This is a genomic window from Mesorhizobium sp. M8A.F.Ca.ET.181.01.1.1, assembly GCF_004792025.1.
Lineage (GTDB): Bacteria > Pseudomonadota > Alphaproteobacteria > Rhizobiales > Rhizobiaceae > Mesorhizobium.
In genome coordinates this window covers 226,642-253,469 of the sequence record NZ_SRTV01000007.1, presented here as the reverse complement: position 1 = coordinate 253,469, position 26,828 = coordinate 226,642, and the positions used below count along the sequence as shown (strand labels likewise).

Here is a 26,828-nt window from a genome sequence, read left to right as displayed (position 1 = left end):
TCCCCTGTCGCCGTCACTTGCCGCCCTTCGGCTTTTCGATGTGGCCGCCGAAGGCGTAGCGCATGGCGGACAACAGCTTGTCGGCGAATTCGGATTCGCCTTGCGAGGAGAAGCGGTCGAACAGGGCCGAGGACAGGACCGGCGCCGGCACGCCGGTGTCGATCGCCGCCTTCAGCGTCCAGCGGCCCTCGCCGGAATCCGAAACCCGGCCGCCGAATTGCGCCAGGCCCGGATCGCTCTTCAACGCGCCGGCGGTGAGATCGAGCAGCCAGGAGCCGATGACGCTGCCATGCCGCCACACCTCGGCCACCTGCGGAAGATCGATGTCGAACTGGTAGTATTGCGGGTTTTCCAACGGGCTGGTCTCGGCGTCCGCCGTTCGTTGCCGCTTGCCCGCATTGGCCGACTTCAGGATGTTCATGCCTTCGGCATAGGCGGCCATGACGCCATATTCGATGCCGTTGTGCACCATCTTGACGAAGTGGCCGGCGCCACTCGGTCCGCAATGCAAGTAACCGAAGGGTGCGGTGCCGACGGTCTTGTCCGGGGTGGGTGCGCCGGCATCGGCGCCAGGCGCCAGCGTGGCAAAGACCGAATCGAGATGCTGCACCGCCACGTCGGGGCCGCCGATCATCAGGCAGTAGCCACGCTCCAGCCCCCAGACACCGCCGCTGGTGCCGACATCGACAAGGTGGATGCCCTTGGTGGCGAGTTTCGCGGCCTGGTCGACGGCGTCGTGATAATAGGAATTGCCGCCGTCGATGACGATGTCGCCAGGCTCCATCAGCGCCGAGACCTGGTCGATGATCTTGCCGGTGATCGCCGCCGGCAGCATCAGCCACACGCAGCGCGGCTTGGTGAGCTTGCCGACGAATTCCGCCATCGAGGCCGCTCCAGACGCGCCGTCGCTCACCAGCGCCGCGACGCTGGCCGGGTTGATGTCGTAGACGACGCATTCGTGGTCGTCGCGCATCAGACGCCGCACCATGTTGGCGCCCATCCGGCCCAGTCCCATCATTCCGATCTGCATGGTTTCGTCCCTGTTTGCTGAAGAGTCTCGGGTATCCCTGGAGAAGGGTCTACTGGCTATCCTGCCCGCCAGATATGACAGAGAAGTCGACATTCTCCCAATCGCCGGTGCCGGGCCAGAAAAAAGTGAAGACGAGCGTGTTTCCCTCGGGGAGGCCGGCCGTGGGCAGATCGACAAGGTGGATGCCGAACGCGTTTTCCACCGTCTGGCTGTCATGCGCGGTTGCCCAATCGTCGGTGCTCCAGTGGACAGTGGCTGCTGCCATCAATTCAATACGCAGCGCCTTGCCGGCCGGCAGCGTGCGGATCTTGTTGTTGAAGCGCCATGGCCTGAACGGCGATATGGTCTTGTTCTCGATGTAGCGCTTCACGCCTTGCGGCGGCATGTCGAAGACGGCGCCGTCGCGCAGCGAACGCAGCAGCTTGATATGCTCGGAGTGCGCCCAGACCAGCGGCATGGCGCTGCCCGATGGTTTGCCATGCAGCAGCTCGCGCTCCGGAATATCGGCGCCATCCCAGACCTGTTCGGGCAGCAGGCCGCCGGGTCCGGCCGACCGTTCCAGCGCATCGAGCAGGCTGGCCGCCTCGTCCTTGCGGCCGGCCGCCAGCTCATAATGCGCCCGTTCGCCGGCGAGCAACGGCCACGGCCGGCCCTGGCCGGTGCCGTCGAAGGGCGCGCCATCCTCGTGTTCGCCATAGCCGTCACTGTTATAGCGGTACCAGAGCGGCCCTTGCGGCAGCTCGCAGCGCAACTGCGCATCGATCACCTTCACTGTATCGACGATGCGCGGATCGTCGGCGGCTCTCAGGCCAAAGCGCACCAGCGCCAGGGCGTCGGGGCTGACGATTTCTTCGGCCGGTCGTTCCGTGTCGCCGGGCGGGCGGTTCTTGATGGGCACATAGCCGTCCTTCGGCGAGCCGGCATCGGCGCTGTCGGGCGGCGCGATGCGGACGTAGTAGCCGGCGACGCCGGCCACCTTGCAGGTGGCGGTACCGGTGACATAGGTCCAGCGCTCGACCTGATCGTTCCAGCAGTCCGCGGTCTCGCGCAGATAGGCCGCCTCCGCCGTCCGGCCGCAGGCGTCGAGCAGGTCCGCGCCGGCGAGCAGTGCAGCGATCTCGACGGCCAGGGTGAACGGGCTATAGCCGGCGTCTTCTTCCCAGCGGTCCTCGCCGGTGACAGGGCCGTTGCGCACGACATAGGAAGCGCCGCGCTCGATCATGGGCAGGAAGGCCTTCAGTCGCGCCTGCGGCAAATGGCCGGCGCGATGCAGGGCGTCTGCCAGCAGCAAGGGAAAGGCGCATTCGTCCATCTGGATGCCCGGCCAATAGGCCGATCCGTCGAGCCAGGCATTCTGCGGCCAATGGCCGTCAGGCTGCTGGATGGAGCGGAGGTATTCCAGGATCCGAAGGGCCGAGGCGGCATCGCCGGCGGCGAGGAAGCCGCCCGCCGTTTCGACCAGGTCGCGCGGCCAGACCAGATGGTAGCCGCCGAGATCATCATCGCCTTTGTTGAATCCCCACGGGATCGATAGGCTGGCCACCGCCGCGCCCGGCTTGGCCAATGACCGGTGGGTTGCCAGCACCGCGGTGGAGACGCGGTAGCTGTTCACCCCGGGCACTCCGGGCGTCCGGTCCAGCGGCAGCAGCCCCGCCTGCCATTCGTGCCATCTTTCGACATAGGATCTCGCTGCCGGCTCAAAACCACGCTTCAGGCTGGCGAAGGCGTTTTCGGCGGCCTCGTCCGGTGTCGCGCCAAAACCCAGCGCCAGCACGGCTTTTGTCTTCGTGGCGGTGAAGCCGATCTCGCCGGTCAGCGCGACATTGCCGTCCTCGGCGCGCCGGCAAGCCGGATCAAGCTTGCCGGTGTGGTTCAATTGCTGCCAGCCGTCGGAGAAGCCGACATAGCCGGTCGAACAGTCCCGCCAGGGCAGCGACGAGGCCAGCGCCAGGCAGGTGCCGCGCCCCGAGGCAAACAGGACAGGCTTTCCCCGGTGCTCGCCGACCCAGGCGGTGTTGCCCATGCCGGCATTGACCAGATGCGGCGCCAGAAGCGCGTAGACGCGGTAGTCGGCCGCGGAGCCCTTGAGCGGGCTGAAGGTGATCTCCTGCAGCAACGTCGGACGAGCCGGATCGGCCACGATGCGCTTCTCGATCCGGTAGGCGCCGTCATCAGCCGTGTTGACCAGCCTGTAGGCGGGCACGCCATCTCCGAACGGCTCGATGCCGTGCGCGGCATCGCGCTTCTCCTCGGAGAAATATCCATCCTTGCCGGTGACGATCAGGCCGAGGTCGCGCGTGCAGGCGCTGTCGACGCGCGGATAATACACTTCGTTCAGGATGCCGTGGCTGATGGTGAACCAGACGCGACTGGACGGCGAAAGCGCCACGCCGACGCCGCTCTTGGCGCTAGAGGTCCAGCGCGCGGGAATTCCCGGTGCGCCCGTCGGCACAATCGGCGTCACTGCCATGCTTGTTCGGTCTCCTGGCCCGCATGCCTAGCCATCAACCGAAACCATTTCAATCAGCGCACTGCAAGTTGATCGCCGGCGCGCATCGGATTGCAGTTGACAGCTCGGCGGCCTTCTGCACTTTTGTCTGACAATAGATAAAAAACAGGATCGCAATCGCGAAAATTCATCGACAGCCAACTGATCAACAACTCTCGGGAGGAGTATCCTATGAAGAAATTATTGGTTCTCGGCACGCTTGCGGCGGTGCTCGCAGCCGGTACGGCTTTCGCCGACACCAGCGGCAAGAAGATCGCGTTCTCCAACAATTACGCCGGCAATTCGTGGCGCCAGGCCATGCTCGACAGCTATGGCATCGTCACGAAGAAGGCGGTCGACGACAAGATCGTCGGCGCGGCCGATGTCTTCACCACCGCCGACAAGGAGGTGCCGACGCAGGCCGCCCAGGTGCAGAACCTGATCCTGCAGGGCTATGACGCCATCGTCATCAACGCCGCTTCGCCGGACGCGCTCAACGGCGCCATCAAGCAGGCCTGCGACGCCGGCATCACCGTCGTTTCCTTCGACGGCACGGTGACCGAGCCATGTGCCTACCGCGTCGTCGTCGACTTCAAGGACATGGGCAAGCAGGAAGTCGAGCAGATGGCGAAGTTCCAGCCCAAGGGCGGCAATCTGCTTGAAATCCGCGGGCTGGCCGGCACCTCGATCGACGACGCCATCCATGCCGGTATCCTGGAAGGGGTCGCTGCCCATCCCGAATTCAAGATCGTCGGTTCGGTGACCGGCGACTGGGACCAGACCACGGCGCAGAAGGCGGTCGCGACCATCCTGCCGTCGCTGCCCGACATCGTCGGCATCGTCGACCAGGGCGGCGACGGTTATGGCGCCGCGCAAGCCTTCGCCGCCGCCAACAAGCCGCGCCCGACCATCATCATGGGCAACCGGCAGGACGAGCTGAAGTGGTGGAAGGAACAGAAGGAGAAGGACGGCTACAAGACCTGGTCGGCGTCGATCGCGCCCGGCGTGTCGACGCTCGCCTTCTGGGTGGCGCAGCAGGTGCTCGATGGCCGCAAGGACATTCCGCACGATTTGCTGGTGCCGTATCTCGCCTTCACCCAGGACGATTTCGAGGCGGCCCTGCCTAAGATCAAGGAGGGTGGCGTCGCCACTCACGAATACACCCAGGAAGATGCCATCGCGGCCATCAAAGCCAACATCAAGTGAAAGCCGCATCCGCGTTGCCTAGCGCATCACTGAACGGATATCGTTGAGCATGGCTGCAGGCAACACGGGCATCATCAGGCTGGGCGGCGCCGAAAAACAGTTCGGCGCCGCCACTCTTGACGTCGTCAGACTTGACGGTGCCGAAAAGCATTTCGGCGCCGTCAGAGCGCTGGGCGGGGTGGATTTCCATGTCGGACCCGGCGAATGCGTCGGCCTCGTCGGCCATAATGGCGCCGGCAAATCGACGCTGATGCATATGGTGGCCGGCACCTTGACGCCCGACAGCGGCACCATCGGCGTGCATGGCGTCATCGAGGAGAACTACTCGGTTTCGCGGGCGCAGCAGCTCGGCATACGCTGCGTGTTCCAGGAGCTGTCGCTGTGTCCCAATCTCAGCGTCGCCGAAAACACCCGCATCAACCATGCCTCGCTGTCCGGCTTCGGCTGGCGGCGCAAGGCGGCCGAGCTGATCGCCGCCAAGCTAGACGAGATATTCCCGGACCATGGCATCTCGGCCTGGGACATTGTCGGCGATCTGTCGATCGGCCGGCGGCAGATGGTCGAGGTGGCGCGCGCCTTCACGGTGACGCAGGACCGGCTCGACCTGGTCATCCTCGACGAGCCGACCTCCTCGCTCGACGCGCACACGGCAGGCCAGCTGCTGGCTTTCGTGCGCCGCTTCGTCGCTGGCGGGAAAAGCTGCATCCTGATCTCGCACGTGCTGGGCGAGGTGTTGCGCAACGCCGACCGGATCGTGGTGATGCGCGACGGCAAGATGGTGGCGTCGGACGCGGCTGGCGCCTTCGACCGCGACCGGCTGGTGACGGTGATGGGCGGGGCTGAGGCGCGCCAGAAGACCGCCGCGCAGGCCGCTGCCGCAAAGCCAGGCGCCAGCCCGCTGCGCGTCCGGGCGCGGCCCGCCGGGCAGACTGACGGCAAGGAGCTTGTCGCCCGTGCCGGCGAGATCATCGGCCTTGCCGGGCTGGCCGGTCACGGACAGACCGACTTGCTGCTGCGGATCTTTGGTGCCACCGCACGCGCCAAAGCCGGCATCGAGGTCACGGCGCCGGTGGCGCTGGTGGCGGGCGACCGCCAGTCGGACGGCATTTTCCCGCAATGGTCGATTGCGCAGAATATCGGCATCCGCTCGCTGGCGCGTCTGCGCAACGGCTTGCTGATCTCGCCGCGACGCGAGGCGGAACTCGCCGATGCCTGGAAGAAGAAGATCGGCATCCGCACGCCCGACATGGACAACAACATCTTTTCACTGTCGGGCGGCAACCAGCAGAAGGCCCTGTTTGCCCGCGCACTGGGCTCCGATGCCGAAATCGTGCTGATGGACGATCCGATGCGCGGCGTCGACATCGGCACCAAGCTGGAGGTCTACGACCTCGTGCGCGAGGAGGCTGGCCGCGGACGCACCTTCCTCTGGTACACGACCGAAACCGAAGAGCTCGACAATTGCGATCACATCTATGTCTTCAAGAACGGCCGCATCGTCGCCAATTTGACGCGCGACGAGCTGACCGAGGAGAAGATCATCCAGTCCTCCTTCGGCGACGCGGCCTGAGATGACGGCGACGCCAATCGACAATGGCTTCAAGGGATCGGCGGCGCGCAATGCGGCGGCGCGGGCGCGGCTGTTGCGCGCCCTGCTGCCAGCGCTGTCGCTGGCCTTGGTGCTGGCCGCAATCGCCTGGCTCAACCCGCGCGCCATCAGCTATTTCGGCTTCAGCCTGATGCTGAACCTGGCTATCCCGATCGCGCTGGCGACGATCGCGCAGATGTTCGTCATAGCCGGCAACGAGCTTGATCTGTCGATCGGCACCTTTGTCGGTTTTGTCGGCTGCGTCACGGCGACATGGCTGAAGGACGCGCCGCTCATCGGCGTCCTCATCCTCGCCGGGTCGATCGGCATCTATGCGCTGCTCGGCGCGCTGATCCATCTGCGCAACCTGCCTTCCATCGTGGTGACGCTGGGCATGAGTTTCGTCTGGCAGGGCCTGGCCATCCTCGTCCTGCCAAAGCCCGGCGGTAAGGCGCCGGACTGGCTGCTGGCGATCATGTCGTTCAAGCCGCTCTTCATTCCGTTCCCGATCATCGCCGCGCTGCTGATCGCGGCGGTGGTGCATTTCGGCCTGATGCGCACCTCCTACGGCGTGATCCTGCGCGGCTCCGGCGGCAATCCGGCAGCACTGCGGCGCGCCGGCTGGTCGCTGCTCAAGACCAAGATCGTGCTGTTTGCGCTGGCCGGCCTGTTCGGCGTGCTGTCGGGCATGGCGCTGATCGGCATCACCACCTCGGCGGATGCCAATATCGGCAATGGCTACACGCTGCTGGCCATCGCCGGCGTCATCCTCGGCGGCGGCGAGTTCGTCGGCGGCCGGGTCTCGCCGATCGGCGCCGTCATCGGCGCGCTGACGCTGGCGCTGGCCGCCTCGCCGCTGCTCACCTTCATGCACATTCCGCCCGACTGGCAGGTGGCCGCCAACGGCGCCATCCTGATCATCGTGCTGGCGGCGCGGGTGCTGATCAGCCGCAGGGAAAGGTGAGCGATGGCTTCGCTGAAAACGCTGCTCACAAAACCCTGGATCTGGTCGTTTGCCGGTGCGCTGCTGGTGTGGCTGGCGACGATCGCCTTCACCGGCGGCTATGGCGCCGGCGGCATGGTCACGGCGGCGCTCTCGCTTGCCGTGTTCACGGTCATCGTCGGCGTCGGCCAGATGTTCGTCATCACGCTCGGGCCCGGCAATGTCGACCTGTCGCTGCCGGCCAATATCGGCCTGGCAAGCGCGGTTGCCATGAAGGTGATGGGCGGCAGCGATGCCATGATCGTGGTTGGATTGCTGGCGGCGCTCGCCTGTGGTGCCGCCATCGGCGCCATCAACTACCTGCTGATCTGGGCGCTGCGCATTCCGCCGATCATCGCCACGTTGTCGGCGAGCTTCATCATCCAGTCGGTCGACATCAGCTACGGGCGCGGGCTGCAGATCAAGCCGCCGCCGGGCTTCGCCGATTTCACCAACTGGCAGGTGCTGGGCATTCCGGTGCTGGCGATGCTCACCGTGCTGTTCACCATCGGCGCGGCCATCGCCTTGCAGCGCATGATCTATGGCCGCTCGGTGCTGGCGATCGGCCAGAACATCCGCGCCGCCTGGCTCGCCGGCGTCAATGTCGGCCGCATCCGCTTCCTCACCTACACGCTGTCGGGGGCGCTCGGCGGCATCGACGGCGCGCTGCTCGCCGGCTATTTCCGCGGCGCCAATGTCGATATCGGCAATGAATATCTGCTGGCTTCGATCGCGGTCGTCGTCATCGGCGGCACGTCGGTGGCCGGCGGCAAAGCCAATGTGCCCGGCGTCTGGGGCGCGGCGCTGTTCCTGGTGCTGCTGCTCACCATGCTCAACACATTCGGCGTCAGCGCCGGCGTGCGGCTTCTGCTTACCGGGCTGATCATCGTAGGGGTGATCACGGCGGCGGGTGGCGAGAAGGCGGTGCGCTGACTGCAACGTCGACGGCGCGACCGCGGCCTGTCGGGCCAATCATTGGACCAGTTCAACATCCGGTTCCCATTCGCGGCGTGGCCTAGTAAACCGGTCCGCGATCTCAGTCGGTCCCGGGAGGCCTCCGCTTGTCCAATTCTGTCAGCGTCGCGAACGAGGGTGGCGTGGCCATCGTCACCATCGACAATCCGCCGGTCAACGCACTGAGTTTTCACGTCCGCGAGCCGCTGATGCAGGCCCTGGTCGCCCTGCGCGATGACGCATCGGTCGCGGCAATCGTCATTGCTTGCGCCGGCCGGACCTTCGTCGCCGGCGCCGACATCACCGAATTCGGCAAGCCGGTGCAGCAGCCAGACCTGCGCGCCATCGTGGCGACACTTGAAGCCATCGCCAAGCCGACGGTCGCCGCCATTCACGGCACCGCGCTCGGCGGCGGGCTGGAACTGGCGCTCGGCTGTCATTTCCGTGTTGCCGATCAAGGCGCGAAGCTCGGCCTTCCCGAGGTGAAGCTCGGCTTGTTGCCCGGCGGCGGCGGCACGGTGCGGCTACCGCGTCTCGTGGGCGCTTTAAAGGCGATGAGGATGATCGTTTCCGGCACCCCGATTGGCGCGCAAGAGGCGCATGGCGCCGGTCTGGTCGATGCCGTTTTCGAGGGTGATCTGACCACGCATGCCGTGAATTTCGCCCGCGAGATCGCCCGCAAGGGTGGTCCGTTCACGCCGGTGCGCGAACGCGATGAAAGTCTGGGGGAAACCGACCTTGCCGCCTTCGATGCCGAGGCGGCGGATCTTGCCAGGAAGGCGCGCGGGCTCGAGGCGCCTGTTGCCTGTGCGCAGGCGGTGCGCAATGCCGTCACGCTGCCCTTCGACGAGGCGCTGGCGGTCGAGCGGGCGCTGTTCGTGAAACTCGTCGCCAGCGACCAGTCGCGCGCGCAACGGCATCTGTTCTTCGCCGAGCGCGAGGCGGCCAAGCTCCCCGGCAAGGATGTCGTCAAGCGCAGGATCAGCCGCGTCGGCGTCATCGGCGCCGGCACGATGGGCGGCGGCATCGCCATGGCTTTCGCCAATGGCGGCCATCCCGTCACCTTGCTGGAAACCAGTCAGGAAGCGCTGCAGCGAGGGCTGGCGACGATCGAGAAGAATTATGCCGTCTCGGTCACACGCGGCTCCTTGAGCGAAGACGCCAGGCAGCAGCGGCTCGGTCAATTCAAAGGCTCGATCGACCATGCCGATCTCGGCGATTGCGATCTGATCATCGAGGCGGCGTTCGAGGACATGGCGGTCAAGAAGGAAATCTTCGGCAAGCTCGACGCGGTGGCGAAACCAGGCGCCATCCTTGCCACCAACACGTCCTATCTCGACATCGACGAGATCGCCGCCTCGATCTCGCGACCACAGGACGTGCTCGGCCTGCATTTCTTCTCGCCGGCCAACGTCATGAAGCTGCTGGAGATCGTGCGCGCCGAAAAGACGGCACCGGATGCGCTGGCGACCGTCGTCGACCTGGCACGCAGGATCGGCAAGGTGGCAGTCGTCGTCGGCGTCTGCCACGGCTTCGTCGGCAACCGCATGCTGGCCGCGCGTGGCTCGGAATCGGAAGCGCTGCTGCTGGAGGGCGCGACACCCAGCCAGATCGACAAGGCGTTCACCGATTTCGGCTGGCCGATGGGGCCGTTCCAGATGGGCGACCTGGCCGGCCTCGACATCGGCTGGCGCAACCGCAAGGCGCGTGGGCTGACGGCCGTCATCGCCGACACGCTGTGCGAGCAGGGCCGTTTCGGCCAGAAAACCGGCCGTGGCTTCTATCTCTACGAGAACGGTTCGCGCACGCCGATACCCGATCCCGAGGTCGAGGCGCTGATCCGCGACAAGGCCGCCGAAAAGGGCATCGCGCCGCGCACGATAGCCGCAGACGAGATCATCGAACGCACGCTCTATCCCCTGATCAACGAGGGCGCGAAAATTCTGGAGGAAGGGATTGCAGCCCGCGCCTCCGACATCGATGTCGTCTGGGTCAATGGCTACGGCTTTCCCATCGGCAAGGGCGGCCCGATGTTCTGGGCCGGTCTCGTAGGCGCGGGCAAGATCATCGAGCGGCTCGAATATTGGCTGGAGCTGACCGGCAAGGATGTTTTCAAGCCGGCGTCCTTGCTCAAGCGGATGGCTGAGAGCGGCTCTTGGGAAGCCGGCTCAACAGCCTGATCCGGGTAGCGGAATCATCGGATCCGCGCGTCGATGATCTCGACGAAGCGGGCGAAAAGGCCGGCTTGCGACTTGATCTTGAGCTTGCGGTAGATGTTGCGGCGATGGACCTTCACGGTTCCCGGCACGATGCGCATGGCCCTGGCGATCGATTCCGTCGAATGCCCCTGCAGCACCAGGTCGACGACGTGCTTTTCGCGCGGCGTCAGTGACAGGCTTTTCCAGATATGGGCGCGGTCGAATTCGTTGACCGCGGCTATTTCCTCGTCCTGCTTCGTCACGGCCGGTTCGTCGGCGGGGAGGGCAGGCCAGCGCGATCTGATGAAGCTGATCACCGCGGGCGCCATGTCGCGCAGCAGCCTGGCATCGGCGGTGCCGAACGGGCCGGAAGCACTGAGCCGCATCAACGACAGCACCAGCGCGTCCTTGCCCGGCAGCGGCACGAAGAAGCCGACTTCCTCGGCCAACCGGGTCTGGCTGTAGTAGGAGCGAAAATATTCGCTGGCGTAGAAACGATCGGGCGCGAGTTCCCGCATGCGCCAGAACCCTTCCTTGCGCTCGACCGCCGCGTGATGGAACGGGTCGAGCAGGTAAGGCCCCTCCTGGTAGAGCGCGACGAAGACGTGGCTTTCGGCCGGTGTGAACGTCTCGAACAGCAATGGCGGTCGTGAGGCGCCACGATAGCCGAAGATCACGCAGTGGTCGAAGCCGACATGCTGGCGCAGCCAATCGACCATCGCGTGGCCGAACAGGTCGCCGCTCGTCTCCCGCGTCGCCGCGACAAGGGCGGCGAGCCGGCTGTATTCGTCGCTGCGGGAAGTGCTCAATCAATACCCCCTTAAACGAGAAAATAGATCAGATATACCACCCGCGAGGTATATACTAGCTGCCATTGGCTCTGGTAGCGTCTTGAAATCGCATCGTCCTGGAGCCGCAGCCTTGACCGCAGTGCCCGACATCGAATTTCGCGGCGTGGCCAAGCGCTATGGCGCGGTGACTGCGGTCAGCGGTATCGACCTTGCCGTGCCGCCCTCCGCCTTCGTTGCGCTGCTTGGACCGTCTGGCTGCGGCAAGACGACCTGCCTGCGCATGATCGGCGGCTTCGAACAGCCGAGCGAAGGCCAGGTGTTCATCCGCGGCCAGGACATGGCCGGCACGCCACCCTACCGGCGGCCGGTCAACATGGTGTTCCAGCAATACGCGCTGTTCCCGCATCTCGACGTCGAAGCCAATGTTTCCTATGGCCTGCGCCAGGCAAGGCCACGGCTGTCGTCGCGCGAGATCGGCCAGCGGGCCGGCGAAGCGCTCGAAATGGTGCGGCTCGCCGGCTATGGCGGCCGCAAGATCCACGAACTGTCCGGCGGCCAGCAGCAGCGTGTCGCGCTGGCGCGCGCGCTGGTCAACAAGCCGGCGGTGCTGTTGCTCGACGAGCCACTGGCGGCGCTCGACAAGAAGCTGCGCACCGACATGCAGATCGAGCTGCAGAACCTGCAGCGCGAGATCGGCATCACCTTCGTGCTGGTGACGCACGACCAGGAGGAAGCGCTGTCGATGAGCGATTTCGTCTGCGTCATGAATGGCGGCCGCATCGTCCAGCTTGGACAGCCCAATGAGATCTACGACGAGCCGGCCGATCTGTTCGTGGCCGATTTCGTCGGCAAGACCAATCTGCTTGCCGGCAAGGTCGCGGGGCATACGGGCGAACTGGTGGACGTTGCGCTGGCGGACGGCACCATCATCGCGGCGCGCAAACGCACCGCCTTGCAACAGGGCGAGACCGTCTCGGTCAGCCTGCGTCCTGAATCACTCAGCCTCGGCGCTCCGGCAAGCGGCCCGCTCAAGGGTGTCGTCCGCAACCGGATTTTCCTGGGATCGACGGCGGAATACGCGATCGAGGTCCAGGGCATCGGAACATTACTCGCCAAGGCCGACCATTTGATCGGCCAAGGCAATCTCTTCAAGCCGGGTGAACCCGTCGCCATCGGCTTTGCCACCGGGACGCCGCTCGCGTTTCCGGAGACCAAGAACAACGGGACCAACCAGAGGGTAAACAAACATGTCGAAATCATATCGTGACGGACTGCCGATAAGCCCCGAGAATTTCGTCGACCAGCTGATGCGCTTGAAGCGCGGCTCGATCGGCCGCCGCGACTTCCTTGGCCTCACCGGCCTCGGCATCGCAACGGCGGTGATGGCGCGCGAGATCGGCATCATGCCGACGCCGGCCTTCGCCGCCGAAAGCCTTGGCGACCGCATGTCGATCGCCACCTGGCCGAACTATCATGACCCGCAGACCTTCGAGAACTTCAAGAAGGACACGGGCGTCGCCGTCGAGGTCAACGTGTTCGGCTCGAATGAGGAGATGCTGGCCAAGCTGCAGGCCGGCGCCTCGGGCTGGAGCCTGTTCGTGCCGACCAATTATACGATCTCGACCTACAAGAAGCTCGGCATCATCGAGCCGCTGGAGATGGCGAAGCTGCCGAACTTCGATGGCACCCAGGAAGATGCGCGTTTCACCTCCGAGGGTACCATCGATGGCACTATTTACGCCGTGCCGAAGAACTGGGGCACGACGGGTTTTGCCGTGAACACCAAGAAGCTCGCCAAGCCGATGACGAGCTGGAAGGAGTTCTGGGACACCGCCATGGCCGAGGGCGATGGCCGCACCATGGTGCATGACTACCAGCTCACCACCATCGGGAACGCGCTGAAATATTACGGCTATTCGTTCAATTCGCTGAAGCAGGACGAGCTCGCCAAGGCGGAGGAACTGCTGCTCAAGGTCAAGCCGCATCTGTTCGCGGTCTCGTCCGACTACCAGCCGGGCATGCGCGCGGGCGACGCGTGGATGACGATGTGCTGGACCAATGACGGCGCGCAGCTGCATCGCGACATTCCCGAGATAGCCTATGTGCTTGGCAAGGAAGGCGGCGAGATCTGGACCGATTTCTATGCCATCCCGAAGGACGCGCCGAACAAGCCCGCCGGCTACGCGCTGCTCAATTATCTGATGAACCCGCAGGTCGCGGTGAAGGAGCACCTCGCCAACGGCGCTCCTTCCACCGATGCGCGCGTCAACAAGCTGCTGCCCAAGGAAGTGCTCGACAATCCGATCCTCTATCCGGCGGCGGACCTGCTGACGCCGCTCGAATTCGGCGCGGCGGCAACGCTGACCGATCCGGGCCGTGCCGAACTGATGGCGCGCTTCAAATCGGCTTGAGACTGGCCTGGACAAAGACAAACGACCGGCGGGCCCATGTCCGCCGGTACCGGGACGGTTTCGATGCAGGGCAACAGATTTCGGCATAATTTCCTGACCGCCTTGCTGCTCGCGCCGGCGACAGTATGGCTGGTGGTGTTCCTGGTGCTGCCGTTCATCGCCATAGCCGTGTTCAGCGTCGGCGAGCGGGCCCCCGAGGGCGGATACCAGGCGGCCTTCACGCTGGCGCAATACGCCAATCTTCCGGCGCGGGCGACCGCGTTCTGGAACACCATGGTGCTGGCGCCGGTGGGCGCGCTTGCCTGCCTGCTCGTTGCCTATCCGGTCGCCTATTATCTTGCCTTGCAGGCGCCGCAGCGCTGGCGGCTGATCCTGCTTGCGCTGGTCGTCATTCCGTTCTGGACGAGCCTGCTGATGCGCACCTATGCCTGGATGTACATTCTGGGCGGACGCGGCATCCCCGCGCTGCTCGCCTTCGTAGGCATCGAGGATGTCAGGCTGATCAACACGCCGGGTGCCGTCCTGCTCGGCATCGTCTACGGCTATCTGCCGCTGATGATCCTGCCGATCTATGTCAGCCTCGAGCGGCTCGACCGAAGGCTGCTGGAAGCTTCGGCCGATCTCGGCGCGACCCCGCTCTCCACCTTCCTTGGTGTGACCCTGAAGCTGTCGCTGCCGGGCGTGATGACCGGCTTTTCGCTGGTCATGATCCTGCTGCTTGGCGAGTACCTGATCCCGACGCTGCTCGGCGGCGGCAAGGTGTTCTTCATCGGCAACGCGCTGGTCGACCTGTTCCTGCAGTCGCGCAACTGGCCGTTCGGATCGGCCATCGCAATCACGCTGGTGCTGGTCTCGGTGGTGGTGCTGATTGTCGCCAACCGCATTTCGAACCGGGTTGCGGGCGCCCGCCGGGTGGACCTCATCTGATGCGCGCCTTCGTCATTGCCGTCTTCGCGTTCCTCTATCTGCCTATCGTGCTGGTCGTGCTGTTTTCCTTCAACGCCGGCCACCATGCCAGCGAGTTCACCGGCTTCTCGGTGCAATGGTACGGCAAGGCGCTGTCCAACCCGTTCCTGGTCGAGGCGCTGAAGAACAGCCTGTTCATTGCCACCACCAGCGCCCTGCTGGCGGCGGTGTTCGGCACCGCGGCAGCCCTTGGCCTGGCGCGTGTCGGCGTCAGAACCCGCGCCGTCTTCGATGGGCTGCTTGGCGCGGCGATCGTCGTTCCCGGCGTCGTCATCGGCATCTCGACGCTGGTCGCGCTCGTCCAGCTGTTCGCCGTCGTCAACCCGTTCCTCGCCTCGGTCTGGCCCGGTGACCAGCCACCGCGCCTGTCGCTCGGCTACGGCTCGATCATCGCCGCGCATGGCCTGTTCTCGATGGCGCTGGTGACGATGATCGTCGGCACGCGTCTGGGCAGCCTCGACCGCAATCTGGTCGAGGCTTCGAGCGATCTCTACGCGACGCCGCTGACGACGTTCCGCTCGATCGTCCTGCCGCAGATCATGCCGGCGGTGGTCGCCGGCTTCCTGCTGGCCTTCACCTTCTCCTTCGACGATTTCATCGTCGCCTTCTTCGTCGCCGGCGCGCAGACGACGCTGCCGATCTATGTGTTCGCGTCGATCCGGCGCGGGGTGACGCCGGAGATCAACGCCATCGCGACGATCGTGCTCGTCGCTTCCGTCCTGCTCGTGGTGCTTGCCCAATGGCAGCTGCGCCAGCGCAAGCCATCCAACTGAAAGCTGCTGCTCCATGATCCTCAAAGACCGCATCGCCGTGGTGACAGGCGCCGGATCCGGCATCGGGCGTGCCGGCGCCATGATCATGGGCAGGGAAGGTGCGGTGGTCGTCATCGCCGACCGGGATGCGGCCGCCGGCGAGGCAACAGCCTCAGGCATCCGCGCAGTGGGCGGCCGGGCCGAGGCCATCGCCACCGATGTCGGGGAGGACGTGGCTGTCGAGCACCTGATAACCGGCACGCTCGAGAAGCATGGGCGCATCGACATCCTGCACAATCATGCCGGCATCCAGGTCGGCGGCACGCTGACCGAGGTCGAGACCGCCGGCATGGACGCCTCGTGGCGGGTCAATGTGCGGGCGCAGTTTCTCGCGGCAAGGATCGTCATGCCGTCGATGATTGCGCAAGGCGGCGGCGTCATCCTCAACACGGCTTCGAATTCGGGTGTCTTCTATGACCGCGAGATGATCGCCTACGCGACATCGAAACATGCCGTGGTGGCGATGACCAGGCAGATGTCGCTCGACTATGCCCGGCACAATGTGCGTGTCAACGCGCTCTGCCCGGGCTGGGTCGACACGCCCTTCAACGAACCGTTCATCGCCCAGATGGGCGGACGCGAGGCGATCGAAACCTATGTCCGCACCAAGATCCCGATGGGGCGCTGGGCCGTGGCCGAAGAGATCGCCGAGGCGATCCTGTTCCTCGTCTCGGACCGCTCGTCCTTCATGACCGGGCAGGCGCTGGTGATCGATGGCGGCGAAAGTATCGGCTGACACCGACGCTTTCATCTATCGACCTTCCCATTTCAGCCCCCTTTTTGCTGCGGTTTGCGTGGCGTCGGACGGCACAGGACTATGGTCTGGTTGTCATGGGACTTCAGTGCCATGGCAGGACCAGAGCGGCAATTTCTGTGACTTTTCAACTCGTTACAGCTTGGTAACGGCGTCCGCTCTCGGATTGCGACCGAGTTTGTCTAAAGTTTACCGGGTATAATTAGCGATTTCTCATACCCAGATGGTTCAGCGGTGGGCGAGTAGGCGATTCCCGAGGAGATTAACATGACAAACCGGAAAACTCTGTTCGCGGCGCTGGCCGCTTTGGCGCTTCTGGCGTCTCCGGCGCTCGCCGGCAATGGACATGGCAATGGCGGCAATGGCGGAGGTAACGGCGGCGGCAACGGGAATGGCGGTGGCAATGGCAACGGCGGCACCCACGGTAATGGCAGCGGCAACAGCGGTGCTTCGCATGGCAAGTCGTCGTCGGCACCGGGACATGCAGCCAAGACGGAAACCGACACAACCACCGACACCACGGTCGATACGACCACAACAGTCTCGTCCGTACCGAAGGACAAGAACATTCACGCCAAACTCGGCCGGCTGAACTCGCTGCAGCGCAACATCAACGCCTACATGAACTCCAAGAGCAAGAAGTTTGCCGGCATTCAGGCCTTCGTGACGCAATCGGCGACGGCCAAGAATGCGCAAGCAGCGGCCGCTGCCGCCGCCGCCACGGCCGCCGCCGCCCAAGCCCAGCTAGATGACCTGAATTCGCAGCTGAGCGCGCTGACGTCGCTGACGCCGGATCAGATCGCCGCCATGACGCCCGAAGAACAGGCGGCCTTGCCTGGCCAGATAGCGGCCCTGCAGGCAGATGTCACCGCACAGGAGGCCGTGGTGGCCGCCGACAATGCGGCGGCCGACCAGGCCGAGGCCGACGCTGCCGCGGCAGCGGTCGGCACGGATCCGGCGGCGCTCGACGCGGCACTGGCGGATATGGCCAACAAGCCCGTCGACGCCGATGTCACGGCCTGGGCCCAAGGCGTCCTTGCCGACAAGATCGATCAGATGGCGGCCAAGCTTCAGGCGGGAACGACGCCGTAGCGGATCGTCCCTGAAAAAGGCGGTAGCCAGTCGAAGAAGATGCCGCTGGGCTTTGCCCGGCGGCATTGCTTTTCCTGCTCGCACGTCCTGGTCGTAGCGATCGAGGCATAAGGATAGGGCGCGCGGTGTTGCCGCGCGCCATTCTTCATACGTGTTTGCGGCCGCCGGTCTCGCGAAACCAGCTGTCGGGATAGGGATACCACCAGTCCTGGATGGCCGGTCTGTGATCGATGATGACCATCTTCGAGCGGCGGAAGGCGTCGAGCCCCTGGCGCCCGAGTTCGCGGCCAAGGCCGGAAGCCTTCCAGCCGCCGAAGGGCAGGGCGTCATTGTCGATCAGCGGGTTGTTGACCCAGACCATGCCGGCCTCGAGCCGTTCGGCCGCCTCATGCGCTTCGGCCAGATCCGTCGTGAACACCGAAGCGCCGAGCCCGAACGGGCTGTCATTGGCAAGCCGGATCGCCTCGTCGAAATCCCTAACCCGGCAGATGGCGGCGACCGGGCCGAAACACTCCTCGCGCACGATCGCCATGTCTGGGGTGACGCCAGTCAGGATGGTCGGCTCGTAGAACCAGCCGGTGTTGTGCTCCGGCGGGATGCGGCCGCCGGTAATGGCCGTGGCGCCGTTGCAGATGGCATCGTCGACCAGCCGCATGACCTTGGCCCGTGCTGCCTCGCTGACCAGCGGGCCGATCTCGGTTCTGTCCATGCCGTTGCCGATGCGCAGCGCCCGTGTCTTCTCGGCAAACAGTTCGACAAAGCGATCGTGGACCGAATCGACGACGAAGAATCGCTCGGCCGACGTGCAGACCTGGCCTGTGAGGTGGAAGGCGGCTGTGACGGAGCCAGCCGCCGCCACGTCGAGCGGCGCGTGCTGGCTGATGATCAGCGGATCGCTGCCGCCGGCCTCGATGACGCAAGGCTTCATGCGTTCCGCGCAGGCCACGGCCACCGCCTTGCCGGCCGCGACCGAGCCGGTGAAAGCGACCGCATCGGTGCGATCGGCACTGATCAGTGCCTGCGCGGTGGCCGCGCCACCAGGCAAGCAGGAGACGAGGCCCTCGGGCAGCGACCGGAATACGGTCATGTAGTCCAGCGTCGAGAGCGTCGTCGCTTCCGCCGGCTTGATGACGCAGGCGTTGCCGGCGGCGAGCGAGGCCGCGACGGTCCAGCACATCAGCAGGATCGGAAAGTTGTAGGGCATGATGTGGACGGAGACACCATAGGGCTCGTAGCGCGCATACTGGAACGAGCCGGCCTGCGTCGTGCCGGCGATCTTGCCGGCATCGTCGCGCGCCATCTCGGCATAGTAGCGGAAGATCGGCGCGCAATTGGCGATCTCGCCGATGGCTTCGGGATAGGGCTTGCCCATCTCGCGCACCATCAGTTCGGCGCAGCGCGTGAAGTCCGCCGCCTCGATGGCGTTGGCGACGGCGTGCAGATGCTTTGCCCGGCTCTTGGCGTCGAGCTTTTTCCAGGCAAGCTGCGCCTTGGTCGCGGCGGTGAGCACGGTGTCGACCTCGCCGTCGCTGGCCGCCGCGATCGCGCCGACGGTTTCCAGCGTCGCCGGATCGATTACCGGCCTGTTCGCGCCGGTCATTGGCCGGTAGTCCGGATTGACGAAGAAAATCGGCCGGCCGGGGGAGAAATGCATGGACATCCTCTCGGATCCGCTCAACGGATCATGTAGACCTTCTTGATCGTCTCATGGACGGTGCAGACGCCTTTCCAGTCCTGCGGGAAGAAGGCCGCCGTGTCCGGCTCGATCTCGATGACCTCGCCGGACTCATGCACGTAGGTGCAGCGACCCTCCAGGAAGTGGCAGAACTCGTCGCGGGTGACGTGGCAGTGCCACTTGCCTGGCGTGCAGACCCAGAGGCCGCATTCCGAACGGCCTTCCGGCCCCTTGTGGAGCAGCTTGCCCGACGTATGGGATTGCCCCTCGATCATTGTCGGGATGACGCCCCAGTCGACGAGGTCCGTGATGGCAAGCGGCGATTGCATGATCGGCGTGGTCATAGGATTTTCCTGGTAAGTGCTCACCGGCACATGAAGGCCTTGGTCAGCGTTTGCGTGATGATGGAGATGCCGGTCCAGCCGGCGGGAAAGAAGATGAGCGTGCCGGCTCCGACCGGGATGTCCTCGCCATCGTCCCTGACATAGCTGCCGCGCCCCGACAGGAAATGACAGAACTCGTCGGCGGCAAAGGTCACCTTGCGGGTGCCCGGCGTGCACGACCACAGGCCGCACTCGCTCGATCCGTCCGGATTCCTGGAGAGGATCTTGCCTGAGGCCCGCGGCGCGCCGGCGAGCGTGTTGGCGCCCGCGCCCCAATCTTCCAGCTCCACGGTCGAGGCCTCAGGCCAATGCGGTGTCGGCATGTCTTGCTCCTCTGCGGCTTATTCTTGCTCACGCCAGCATGTAGACGTTGCGCATGGTCTCATGCACGGTGCATTCGCCCGTCCAGCCGGCGGGAAACATGACCACGCTTCCCCTGGAGATTTCTATCACCTCGCCGACATCCGACCGGTAGGTCGCGCGGCCGGCGACGAAGTGGCACAGTTCGTCGCGCGGAATCGAGAGCCGCCAGCGGCCCGGTGTGCAGACCCATATTCCGGATTCCGGCTGATTGTTCGGCCCTTTGTGCACGAGCTTGCCGGTGGAGTGGGAGACGCCCGACAGGGCATCGGGCTGGACGCCCCAGTCGACGAGGTCGGTGCGGGTCGAGGCCTGGTGGAGGTGCGGGGCGGAGGAAGTCATGCTGATGCTCCTGCGCGCCGCCTGAGAAGCTCGTGCTCTACGGCGCCCCCCTCTGTCCTGCCGGACATCTCCCCCACGAGGGGGGAGATCGGCAACTTCGGCCTCGGCGTTTCGTCATCGACGTCGAAAATTGGCGAAGGCAGTCGCGACATCCAATCTCCCCCCTCGTGGGGGAGATGTCCGGCAGGACAGAGGGGGGCGCGAAGGAACACCATGCTGGCCAACTCAATCACAGCAACGCCTCCAGCAAACCCGCAGCCTTCTCAGGTCCATTCTGCACGTGCATCTGTGCCGATGTCTGCGCCAGCTTCGCCTTCATTTTCGGATCGGTCAGGCAGGCTTCGATCTTCGCGATCAACTCCGCGTCCGTCCAATCGTAGCGCGGCATGCCAAAGCCATGGCCGGTTTCCTGGACCCGGGTGGCGTTGTCGTGGCCGTCCCAGACATAGGGCATGATGATCGCGGGCTTGCCGAAATAGAGGCACTCGGTGAAGGAGTTGTTGCCGCCATGGTGGATCACGGCATCGACCTGCGGGATCACCGAAGGCTGCGGGAACCAGCTGTCGACGATGACGTTGCCGGGCACGTCGGTGTACTGATCCCTGTAGCCGCCGACATTGACCAGCGCGCGGTAGCGGGTCTTGCCCAGCGTCGCGATGATCCGCTTCAGCAAGTCGACATCGCCGGCCCCCAGGCTGCCGAAGGAGACGTAGAGCAGCGGCCCGTCGTTGTTTTTGGCGAAGGCCGGGACGGGATAGGGCTTTTCCTGCCGCACGCAGCCTTCCAAATACTGGAATTTTGCCGGATCGAGCGGATGGCGGCGCTTGAATTTCGCGGCTTCGGGATAAAGCAGCAGGTTCAAATAGGGCGAAGCCTCGAAGAACTGGCCGATCGGATAGGGCGCCTCATCATTGGCGCCGAGGAACGCGTTGAAGTCATCATGGATCGGCTTGATCACGGCATTGAAGTGATCGCGGTAGCGCTGGTGTCCGGCATGGTCGTTTTCGCCGCAGCCGGAGAGATGCGGTGGGATGCCCTCGTCCTCGATCTCGTTTTCGGAACAGGAGATGACGCGCACCCACGGCTTTCCGAACTGCTTGATCGCCGGGAACAGGATGACGTTGTCGACGCAGATCACATCAGGTTTGATGGCGGAAAGCACGCGCGGCAGGTCCTTCTGCGCCCATTTGGCGCTGTCGACGATCGCAGTCCAGCAATCCTTGACGTAATTGTCGACCTGGTCGTAGGGCGACTTGCGGAAGTTGGGGATGTGGCCGTTGATGAAGTCCTCCCAGAACTTGGCCATCTGCTCGGGCGGCATCGGTTCGGAAAGGTTCACCGGATGCGCCTCGAAGCCATAGCCCTTGTAGACATCGACGAATCCCGGATCGGACAGGAACACCGCTTTGTGTCCGCGCGCCTCCACGGCTTGCGCGATGCCGACGGAATTGAGCGCCGGGCCGTAGGCGGCTTCGGGAAAAAACGCGATCGTCTTCTGCGCCATCAGGCTTCTCCTTCACTCTGCGAAAATTCTGACGTCGGCGGCATCCCAGCCGAGTTCGACCTGGTCGCCCGATGCGACCGGCCGCCGGTCGGCTGCGTCGGCGGTTACACGCACAAGGAACGGTTTTGGCGACAGCGGCGTGCGGACATGCAGCTGCAGGTCGAGCCCCTGATAGGCCAGCACCTCGACCGTTCCGGTCGTCCGGTTCGCGGTATCCGCTGACGGGAACAGCCGGACGCGTTCGGGCCGCACCGACGCGACGGCAGCCGCCCCGGACGAAAGCGCTGCGGGGACCTTGCCGGCGATGCGCGCGCCATTCGCGGCCACGACGCCATCGGCTGACACCTTGCCCGGGATAAAATTCATCACGCCGATGAAGTCGGCGACGAAACGCTCAGCCGGATGCTCATAGACCGCATGCGGCGTGTCGCATTGCAGCAGCTTGCCGTCTTTCAGCACCGCCATGCGGTCGGCCATGACCAGCGATTCCTCCTGATCATGGGTGACGATGACGAAGGTGATGCCGACCTCGTGCTGCAGGCGCTTCAATTCCAGCTGCATGGCGCCGCGCAGCTTCTTGTCGAGCGCGCCGAGCGGCTCGTCGAGCAGCAGCAAGCGCGGGCGCTTGACCAGGGCGCGAGCGAGCGCCACGCGCTGCTTCTGACCGCCCGATAGTTGCTCCGGCTTGCGGTCGGCGAATGGCACGAGTTCGGTGGTCGCCAGGATGGCGTCGACGCGCGCGCGGATTTCTTTAGCCGGCAAGCGCTCCATCTCCAGCCCGTAGGAGACATTGGCGCGAACGCTCATATGCGGGAACAGCGCGTAGGACTGAAACATCAGATTGACCGGCCGCTTGTTGGGCGGCATCCTGGCTATGTCCTTGCCGTCGAGCAGGATGCGCCCATCGCTCGGCGTCTCGAAGCCGGCCAGCATGCGCAAGAGCGTGGTCTTGCCGCAGCCCGATGGACCGAGCAGCGCGAAGAACTCGTTCTCCCTGATATCCAGCGAGATGCCGTCGACGGCGGTGACGCGGCCGAAATTCTTCGACACACGATCGATGGCCAGCAGCGTGCGCGGTTCGCTCATTGGCCTGTTATTCCCCGGTTGAGCCGCTGCGACAGGGTCAGCGCGGTGACCGAGACCGCCATGACGATGGTGGCCAGGGCGTTGATCTCGGGTGTGATGCCGAAGCGGATCATGGCGTAGATCTGCATCGGCAGCGTGGTCGAGGCGCGGCCCGCGCCCGCGGTGAAGAAGGCGATGATGAACTCGTCGACCGAGAGCGTGAAGGCGAGCAGTGCGCCGGCAATCACGGCCGGCGCGATGACCGGCAAGGTGATCCGCCGGAAGGTGGTGATGGCGGAGGCGCCGAGATCGGTGGAAGCCTCGACGATCGACCAGTCGAAACTCTTCAGCCGGGCACGCACCACCGAGCAGACGAAGGCGAGGTTGAATACGACATGGGCGAGGATGATGGTGTGCAGGCCCATGGTGAGGTTGAGCATCGAAAAGAACGACAGGAGCGCGATTGCCAGCACGATGTCGGGAATGATCATCGGCGCGAAGATCAGCGCCTCGAGCCCCTTGCCATATTGCCGGCGCATCTCGACGCCGATCGCCAGCAGCGTGCCGAGCAAGGTGGCGATCGCTGTCGAGACCAGCGCCACGATCAGCGTGTTGAGGGCGGCGGAGAGGATGGCGGAATTGCCGGCCAGCGAGACGTACCATTTCAGCGAAAAGCCGGACCATGCCGTAGGCAGCCCGCCTTCGTTGAAGGACAGCGCCACCAGCACGGCGATCGGGATGTAGAGGAAGGCGAAGACGAGACTCAACACGAGCCAAAGCATGCGCCGTGTGGCTGGTGAGCGTTCAGCCATTCGCGTTGCCCTCGGCTTCCGCGATGCGGCCAGAGGCGCGATTGGCGGCGATCGCTTGCGCCATCAGCACCAGCAGCATGATGGCGATCAGCGCCATCGCCAGGGCCGCGCCGAACGGCCAGTCATTGGCGGTCAGGAACTGGTCGTAGACAAGGTTGCCGATCATCTGGAAGCGGCCGCCGCCGAGCAGCGCCGGGGTGACGAAATTGCCGATCGACAGCACGAAGACGAAGACGGCGCCGGCGGCGATGCCGGGCACGGTCAGCGGCAGGATGACACGGCGAAACGTCGTCATCGCCGAAGCGCCGAGATCGCGCGAGGCTTCGGCCAGTTCCGGGTTGAGCCGCGACAAAGGCGCGTAGCAGGCGAGGATGACGAAGGGCAGATAGTTGTAGACCAGGCCGGCGATGACCGCGCCTTCGGTGTAGAGCATCGAGGGCGGTTCACCGGTGTAGCCCACCCAGCGCAGGAGCTGGGTGATAAGCCCTTCGCGGTTGAGCAGCACGATCCAGGCATAGGTGCGGATCAGGTAGTTGGACCAGAACGGCAGCACGGCGAAGAACAGGAACACCGGCTGCCAGCGGCGCGGGGCGGCCGCGATCGCATAGGCTGCGGCATAGCCGATCACCACCGCGATCAGCGTGGCGGTGCCGGCAATGCGCGCCGAGTTCAGGAAAATGCCGGCATAGAGCGGGTCGAAGACCTGCCCGAAATTCTCCAGCGTGAAGGTGTAGTCGATGCCGCCATAGATGCCGCGCCGGAAGAAGGCGAGTGCCAGCACCAGCGCGCACGGCACAACCATCAAGGCCGCGAGCCAGGCCAACGCAGGCGCCATCAGCAGGGAGGAGCGGGAGGGGACGTATCTCACGAGGCGCCGCCGAGGGTCTCGAAATGGCGTCTCGGCAGTTGCCCCCTCACCCGGATTGCCAACCGAATTGCGAAGGGCAATTCGGGGCAATCCGACCTCTCCCCGAGGGGAGAGGAGGTCGCGCCCACCGATGCTTTCCTCTTCTCCCCGCCGGGGAGAAGGTGGCCGCGAAGCGGCCGGATGAGGGGGCGCTGCGCTGGAGATTGGCGAAGGCCCGCGAGCCAGCCGGTCTCCCCGCTCGAGGGGGAGATGGCCGGCAGGTCAAAGGGAGGCGTGAAGGAACGCAAGCGTGATTCCAGCAATCGATCTTACTGCGCGGCCTTGATCTCGCTGACGATCTTGGAATAGTCGCGCTGGGCTTCGCCGACGTCACGCAGCTGCTCGAACTTGACGAGGTCGGCCACCGGCATCGCCATGTTGGGGAACTTTGCCAGGAAATCGGCCGGCAGGCTTTCCATCGCCGGCTTGTTCGGAACCTTGTAGTCGATATTCTGGGCCGCCCAGGCGTGGTTCTTGGCATCGAGCATGAAGTTGATGAACTGGAACGCGGCATCCTTGTGCTCGGAGGCCTTCATCACCACCATCGTGTCGACCCAGAGATCCGAACCTTCCTTGGGAATGATGTATTTGATCTCCGGCTTGTCGGCGATGCCGTAATTGCACCAGCCGTCCCAGGCCTGGACCATCAGCGCCTCTCCGGAGACCAGTTTCGAATAGAAGGTGGTGTCGTCATAGGCGAGCAGGGTTTTCTTGGCCGAGATCAAGAGGTTCTTGACCTCGGCCATCTTGGCCGGATCTGTCTCGTTGACGGAGAAACCCTTGTCGAGCTGCCCGGCGGCGAGCAGCCAGCGATCAGTCGCCAGCATGGTGGTCTTGCCCTTCAGCTCATCCGACGGCGCCAGCAGGTCGCTCCAGCTCGTGGGCGCCGTCTTGACCAGGTCCGAGCGGTAGCAGAGGCCGGTCGTGCCCCAGGTGTAGGGCACGGAGAAAGTGTTGCCGACATCGTGCGGCAGCTTGGTCGCTTCGGGATAGAGGTTGGCGAGATTGGGGATCTTGGCGTGGTCCATCGGCTCGGTCAGGCCGAGCTTGTTCAGAACCTCGGCGAAGGGCGAGGAGACAAAAACCACGTCATAGCCCTTGCCGCCGGCGGCAATCAGCTTGCCCATGATCTCTTCATTGGTGGCGTGCACCACGACTTCGCCGGAAACGCCCGTCGCGGTCTTGAAAGACGCCATGGCATCGGGCGCCATGTAGCCGTCCCAATTGGAAATGACGAGGTCGGCGGCCATCGCCGGCGCGGACAGCGCCACGGCAAGCCCGAGGGCGATCGAAGGCATTTTCAGCGCACGGCGCCGCAGGCTGGTAGCAGTCATGGCAGGCTCCCATTCCGGTTGGTTCGTCGAATTCGTGCTGGACCCGCGCGACATGCGCCGCTGCATCGATCCTGTTCCCTCGGTCTTTTGTCGCCGATTGCACCGACAGTACTATTGCAGAAAAAAGTACGTCAATCCATAATTTGACAACCGGCCTCGGAATCTGGCCGATTGCGTCCACGCCGGTGATGGGTCAAATCAACGAGGTCACGTCCGTTCCACGAGAATGTCATGCAAGCCGCAACCCGACGACCTCGCACCAACCATCTCGATCTGGCCCAGCGCATCCTGGATGTGGCGCGGCAACGTGGCTTCGCGCCCGGCACACGCCTGCCAGAGCAGCAGATCGCCTCGCTGTGCAACGTCTCGCGCACTCCGGTCCGGGCGGCACTCACCCTGCTCGCGGAGCAGGGTGTCGTGCGCTGGGAGGCGGACACCGGATATCACCTGGCGATCGACCTCGCCGCGCAGCCGGCGATATCAGCCGAATTGCCCGCCGCCGAGGAAGACGAGCTTGCCGAAGCCATCCTGCGCGACCGTTCGGCGCGGCGCCTGGACCAGACAGTGACCGTCGCCGGGCTGATGCGGCGGTACAGTGCCGAACGGAAAACGGTACTAAAATCTCTGAACAGACTGACGGAGGAGAATCTTCTCGATCGCGCTCCCGGTCAATCCTGGCTGTTCCGCCGTGCGCCCGACGATCCCGGGGCGCAGGGCGAAAGCTACGAGTTCCGGCTTTTGCTGGAGCCCGCCGCCATCCTGACGCCCGGCTTCCGGCTCGATGGCGCGCGCGCCGCGATGTTGCGCCAGGGCATGGAGGCGCTATCGGCGCTGCCCGACGCCGCGTTCGATACACGCGAGTTCCAGCGGCTCGACATCGATTTCCACGGCATGATCGCCGAAGGCAGCGCCAACCGCTTCGTCGCCGACGCGCTGGCCGATCACCTCAGGCTGCGGCGGCTTCCGGGCATCTATGCCGGCGTCAACGTCTTCCGGCTGAAGCAATCGTTGCGCGAACACCTGAACATACTCGACCATCTTGAGAGCCGGCAGTATGAGGTTGCTGCCGATCTGCTGCGCATCCATCTGCGGCTGTCGCGCAGCCAGCGGCCGCAGGCGGCCAGTCGCGGCGCTCCCGCGCTGTTCGGCATGATCAGCCGGCCGGAATGAAGAG

The 26,828-nt window shown here is 64.7% G+C and carries 24 protein-coding genes; 12 read left to right on the top strand and 12 right to left on the bottom strand.

All coding sequences use genetic code 11. The features are described from left to right. Nucleotides 1-13 precede the first annotated feature (13 nt). Nucleotides 14-1,030 (bottom strand): phosphogluconate dehydrogenase (NAD(+)-dependent, decarboxylating), encoded by a 1,017-nt coding sequence (gene gnd / locus EN824_RS24355; protein WP_127277935.1) that lies wholly within the window; start codon nucleotides 1,028-1,030, stop codon nucleotides 14-16. 49 nt (nucleotides 1,031-1,079) lie between these two features. Next, complete coding sequence (locus EN824_RS24350) at nucleotides 1,080-3,500, bottom strand: glucan 1,4-alpha-glucosidase (protein ID WP_135863388.1); 2,421 nt, start codon at nucleotides 3,498-3,500, stop codon at nucleotides 1,080-1,082. Nucleotides 3,501-3,710: 210 nt separating this feature from the next. On the opposite strand from EN824_RS24350, the gene EN824_RS24345 reads away from it, so the two are divergent. The 5 genes from EN824_RS24345 to EN824_RS24325 all read left to right on the top strand — a co-directional run bounded on the left by EN824_RS24345 (nucleotide 3,711) and on the right by EN824_RS24325 (nucleotide 10,428). Beyond that, nucleotides 3,711-4,724, top strand: a complete 1,014-nt coding sequence (locus EN824_RS24345; protein ID WP_127280402.1) for an ABC transporter substrate-binding protein — start codon at nucleotides 3,711-3,713, stop codon at nucleotides 4,722-4,724. Between the two features lie 49 nt (nucleotides 4,725-4,773). Further along, entirely contained in the window at nucleotides 4,774-6,294 is a 1,521-nt protein-coding gene (locus EN824_RS24340) for a sugar ABC transporter ATP-binding protein (protein ID WP_245512015.1), read from the top strand. A 1-nt stretch (nucleotide 6,295) separates the two neighbouring features. Then, nucleotides 6,296-7,276 carry an ABC transporter permease gene (locus EN824_RS24335; RefSeq protein WP_127872856.1) on the top strand — a complete coding sequence of 327 codons (981 nt, stop codon included), beginning with the start codon at nucleotides 6,296-6,298 and terminating at the stop codon, nucleotides 7,274-7,276. Between the two features lie 3 nt (nucleotides 7,277-7,279). After that, nucleotides 7,280-8,227, top strand: a complete 948-nt coding sequence (locus EN824_RS24330) for an ABC transporter permease (RefSeq protein ID WP_135863386.1) — start codon at nucleotides 7,280-7,282, stop codon at nucleotides 8,225-8,227. Nucleotides 8,228-8,355: 128 nt separating this feature from the next. Then, the gene (locus tag EN824_RS24325) at nucleotides 8,356-10,428 is read left to right on the top strand and encodes a 3-hydroxyacyl-CoA dehydrogenase NAD-binding domain-containing protein (RefSeq protein WP_135932778.1); all 2,073 of its coding nucleotides are present in this window, start codon (nucleotides 8,356-8,358) and stop codon (nucleotides 10,426-10,428) included. Nucleotides 10,429-10,442: 14 nt separating this feature from the next. On the opposite strand, the gene EN824_RS24320 is transcribed toward EN824_RS24325, so the two are convergent. Next, a complete protein-coding gene (locus EN824_RS24320) occupies nucleotides 10,443-11,255 on the bottom strand; it encodes a LuxR C-terminal-related transcriptional regulator (RefSeq protein ID WP_127280016.1) in 813 nt (270 codons plus the stop codon). A gap of 112 nt (nucleotides 11,256-11,367) precedes the next feature. Between EN824_RS24320 and EN824_RS24315 the strand changes: the two genes are divergently transcribed. The 6 genes from EN824_RS24315 to EN824_RS24290 all read left to right on the top strand — a co-directional run bounded on the left by EN824_RS24315 (nucleotide 11,368) and on the right by EN824_RS24290 (nucleotide 17,272). Continuing rightward, complete coding sequence (locus tag EN824_RS24315; RefSeq protein ID WP_127280015.1) at nucleotides 11,368-12,504, top strand: ABC transporter ATP-binding protein; 1,137 nt, start codon at nucleotides 11,368-11,370, stop codon at nucleotides 12,502-12,504. Continuing rightward, nucleotides 12,485-13,648, top strand: coding sequence for a spermidine/putrescine ABC transporter substrate-binding protein (locus EN824_RS24310; RefSeq protein WP_127280014.1), 1,164 nt, complete (start codon nucleotides 12,485-12,487; stop codon nucleotides 13,646-13,648). Before EN824_RS24315 ends, EN824_RS24310 begins: the two co-directional genes overlap by 20 nt. 63 nt (nucleotides 13,649-13,711) lie before the next feature. Next, nucleotides 13,712-14,575, top strand: a complete 864-nt coding sequence (locus tag EN824_RS24305) for an ABC transporter permease (RefSeq protein WP_127280013.1) — start codon at nucleotides 13,712-13,714, stop codon at nucleotides 14,573-14,575. Next, nucleotides 14,575-15,387 (top strand): ABC transporter permease, encoded by an 813-nt coding sequence (locus tag EN824_RS24300; RefSeq protein WP_135863378.1) that lies wholly within the window; start codon nucleotides 14,575-14,577, stop codon nucleotides 15,385-15,387. The genes EN824_RS24305 and EN824_RS24300 overlap by 1 nt, the downstream gene beginning before the upstream one ends. Before the next feature lie 13 nt (nucleotides 15,388-15,400). Further along, nucleotides 15,401-16,162: a glucose 1-dehydrogenase gene (locus tag EN824_RS24295; RefSeq protein WP_127278200.1), complete on the top strand. Its 762-nt coding sequence runs from the start codon at nucleotides 15,401-15,403 to the stop codon at nucleotides 16,160-16,162. Between the two features lie 285 nt (nucleotides 16,163-16,447). After that, nucleotides 16,448-17,272, top strand: a complete 825-nt coding sequence (locus EN824_RS24290; protein ID WP_135863374.1) for a hypothetical protein — start codon at nucleotides 16,448-16,450, stop codon at nucleotides 17,270-17,272. Between the two features lie 145 nt (nucleotides 17,273-17,417). Here the strand turns inward: EN824_RS24290 and EN824_RS24285 are convergent, their stop codons facing one another. The 9 genes from EN824_RS24285 to EN824_RS24240 all read right to left on the bottom strand — a co-directional run bounded on the left by EN824_RS24285 (nucleotide 17,418) and on the right by EN824_RS24240 (nucleotide 25,654). Next, nucleotides 17,418-18,926 (bottom strand): aldehyde dehydrogenase family protein, encoded by a 1,509-nt coding sequence (locus tag EN824_RS24285; protein ID WP_135863372.1) that lies wholly within the window; start codon nucleotides 18,924-18,926, stop codon nucleotides 17,418-17,420. Between the two features lie 20 nt (nucleotides 18,927-18,946). Then, nucleotides 18,947-19,291 carry a cupin domain-containing protein gene (locus tag EN824_RS24280; protein ID WP_095202811.1) on the bottom strand — a complete coding sequence of 115 codons (345 nt, stop codon included), beginning with the start codon at nucleotides 19,289-19,291 and terminating at the stop codon, nucleotides 18,947-18,949. 20 nt (nucleotides 19,292-19,311) lie between these two features. Further along, a complete protein-coding gene (locus tag EN824_RS24275) occupies nucleotides 19,312-19,653 on the bottom strand; it encodes a cupin domain-containing protein (RefSeq protein ID WP_135863368.1) in 342 nt (113 codons plus the stop codon). 28 nt (nucleotides 19,654-19,681) lie between these two features. After that, nucleotides 19,682-20,032 carry a cupin domain-containing protein gene (locus EN824_RS24270; protein ID WP_127872867.1) on the bottom strand — a complete coding sequence of 117 codons (351 nt, stop codon included), beginning with the start codon at nucleotides 20,030-20,032 and terminating at the stop codon, nucleotides 19,682-19,684. A 229-nt stretch (nucleotides 20,033-20,261) separates the two neighbouring features. Beyond that, complete coding sequence (locus tag EN824_RS24260) at nucleotides 20,262-21,536, bottom strand: glycosyltransferase (protein WP_135916589.1); 1,275 nt, start codon at nucleotides 21,534-21,536, stop codon at nucleotides 20,262-20,264. Nucleotides 21,537-21,548: 12 nt separating this feature from the next. Continuing rightward, a complete protein-coding gene (locus EN824_RS24255; protein WP_135863365.1) occupies nucleotides 21,549-22,622 on the bottom strand; it encodes an ABC transporter ATP-binding protein in 1,074 nt (357 codons plus the stop codon). Beyond that, nucleotides 22,619-23,413, bottom strand: a complete 795-nt coding sequence (locus EN824_RS24250) for an ABC transporter permease (RefSeq protein ID WP_127872870.1) — start codon at nucleotides 23,411-23,413, stop codon at nucleotides 22,619-22,621. Before EN824_RS24250 ends, EN824_RS24255 begins: the two co-directional genes overlap by 4 nt. Then, nucleotides 23,406-24,248: an ABC transporter permease gene (locus tag EN824_RS24245; protein WP_135863533.1), complete on the bottom strand. Its 843-nt coding sequence runs from the start codon at nucleotides 24,246-24,248 to the stop codon at nucleotides 23,406-23,408. Before EN824_RS24245 ends, EN824_RS24250 begins: the two co-directional genes overlap by 8 nt. 341 nt (nucleotides 24,249-24,589) lie before the next feature. Further along, the gene (locus EN824_RS24240; protein ID WP_135932777.1) at nucleotides 24,590-25,654 is read right to left on the bottom strand and encodes a spermidine/putrescine ABC transporter substrate-binding protein; all 1,065 of its coding nucleotides are present in this window, start codon (nucleotides 25,652-25,654) and stop codon (nucleotides 24,590-24,592) included. Between the two features lie 231 nt (nucleotides 25,655-25,885). On the opposite strand from EN824_RS24240, the gene EN824_RS24235 reads away from it, so the two are divergent. Continuing rightward, nucleotides 25,886-26,824, top strand: coding sequence for a GntR family transcriptional regulator (locus EN824_RS24235; protein ID WP_135932776.1), 939 nt, complete (start codon nucleotides 25,886-25,888; stop codon nucleotides 26,822-26,824). Nucleotides 26,825-26,828 lie beyond the last annotated feature (4 nt).

Excerpts from the sequence above, each read along its gene's own strand:
- gnd (WP_127277935.1), bottom strand. The coding sequence starts at position 1,030 with ATGCAGATCGGAATGATGGGACTGGGCCGGATGGGCGCCAACATGGTG.
- EN824_RS24350 (WP_135863388.1), bottom strand. The coding sequence starts at position 3,500 with ATGGCAGTGACGCCGATTGTGCCGACGGGCGCACCGGGAATTCCCGCG.
- EN824_RS24345 (WP_127280402.1), top strand. The coding sequence starts at position 3,711 with ATGAAGAAATTATTGGTTCTCGGCACGCTTGCGGCGGTGCTCGCAGCC.
- EN824_RS24340 (WP_245512015.1), top strand. The coding sequence starts at position 4,774 with ATGGCTGCAGGCAACACGGGCATCATCAGGCTGGGCGGCGCCGAAAAA.
- EN824_RS24335 (WP_127872856.1), top strand. The coding sequence starts at position 6,296 with ATGACGGCGACGCCAATCGACAATGGCTTCAAGGGATCGGCGGCGCGC.
- EN824_RS24330 (WP_135863386.1), top strand. The coding sequence starts at position 7,280 with ATGGCTTCGCTGAAAACGCTGCTCACAAAACCCTGGATCTGGTCGTTT.
- EN824_RS24310 (WP_127280014.1), top strand. The coding sequence starts at position 12,485 with ATGTCGAAATCATATCGTGACGGACTGCCGATAAGCCCCGAGAATTTC.
- EN824_RS24305 (WP_127280013.1), top strand. The coding sequence starts at position 13,712 with ATGCAGGGCAACAGATTTCGGCATAATTTCCTGACCGCCTTGCTGCTC.
- EN824_RS24300 (WP_135863378.1), top strand. The coding sequence starts at position 14,575 with ATGCGCGCCTTCGTCATTGCCGTCTTCGCGTTCCTCTATCTGCCTATC.
- EN824_RS24295 (WP_127278200.1), top strand. The coding sequence starts at position 15,401 with ATGATCCTCAAAGACCGCATCGCCGTGGTGACAGGCGCCGGATCCGGC.
- EN824_RS24290 (WP_135863374.1), top strand. The coding sequence starts at position 16,448 with ATGACAAACCGGAAAACTCTGTTCGCGGCGCTGGCCGCTTTGGCGCTT.
- EN824_RS24285 (WP_135863372.1), bottom strand. The coding sequence starts at position 18,926 with ATGCATTTCTCCCCCGGCCGGCCGATTTTCTTCGTCAATCCGGACTAC.
- EN824_RS24280 (WP_095202811.1), bottom strand. The coding sequence starts at position 19,291 with ATGACCACGCCGATCATGCAATCGCCGCTTGCCATCACGGACCTCGTC.
- EN824_RS24275 (WP_135863368.1), bottom strand. The coding sequence starts at position 19,653 with ATGCCGACACCGCATTGGCCTGAGGCCTCGACCGTGGAGCTGGAAGAT.
- EN824_RS24270 (WP_127872867.1), bottom strand. The coding sequence starts at position 20,032 with ATGACTTCCTCCGCCCCGCACCTCCACCAGGCCTCGACCCGCACCGAC.
- EN824_RS24260 (WP_135916589.1), bottom strand. The coding sequence starts at position 21,536 with ATGGCGCAGAAGACGATCGCGTTTTTTCCCGAAGCCGCCTACGGCCCG.
- EN824_RS24255 (WP_135863365.1), bottom strand. The coding sequence starts at position 22,622 with ATGAGCGAACCGCGCACGCTGCTGGCCATCGATCGTGTGTCGAAGAAT.
- EN824_RS24250 (WP_127872870.1), bottom strand. The coding sequence starts at position 23,413 with ATGGCTGAACGCTCACCAGCCACACGGCGCATGCTTTGGCTCGTGTTG.
- EN824_RS24245 (WP_135863533.1), bottom strand. The coding sequence starts at position 24,248 with ATGGCGCCTGCGTTGGCCTGGCTCGCGGCCTTGATGGTTGTGCCGTGC.
- EN824_RS24240 (WP_135932777.1), bottom strand. The coding sequence starts at position 25,654 with ATGACTGCTACCAGCCTGCGGCGCCGTGCGCTGAAAATGCCTTCGATC.
- EN824_RS24235 (WP_135932776.1), top strand. The coding sequence starts at position 25,886 with ATGCAAGCCGCAACCCGACGACCTCGCACCAACCATCTCGATCTGGCC.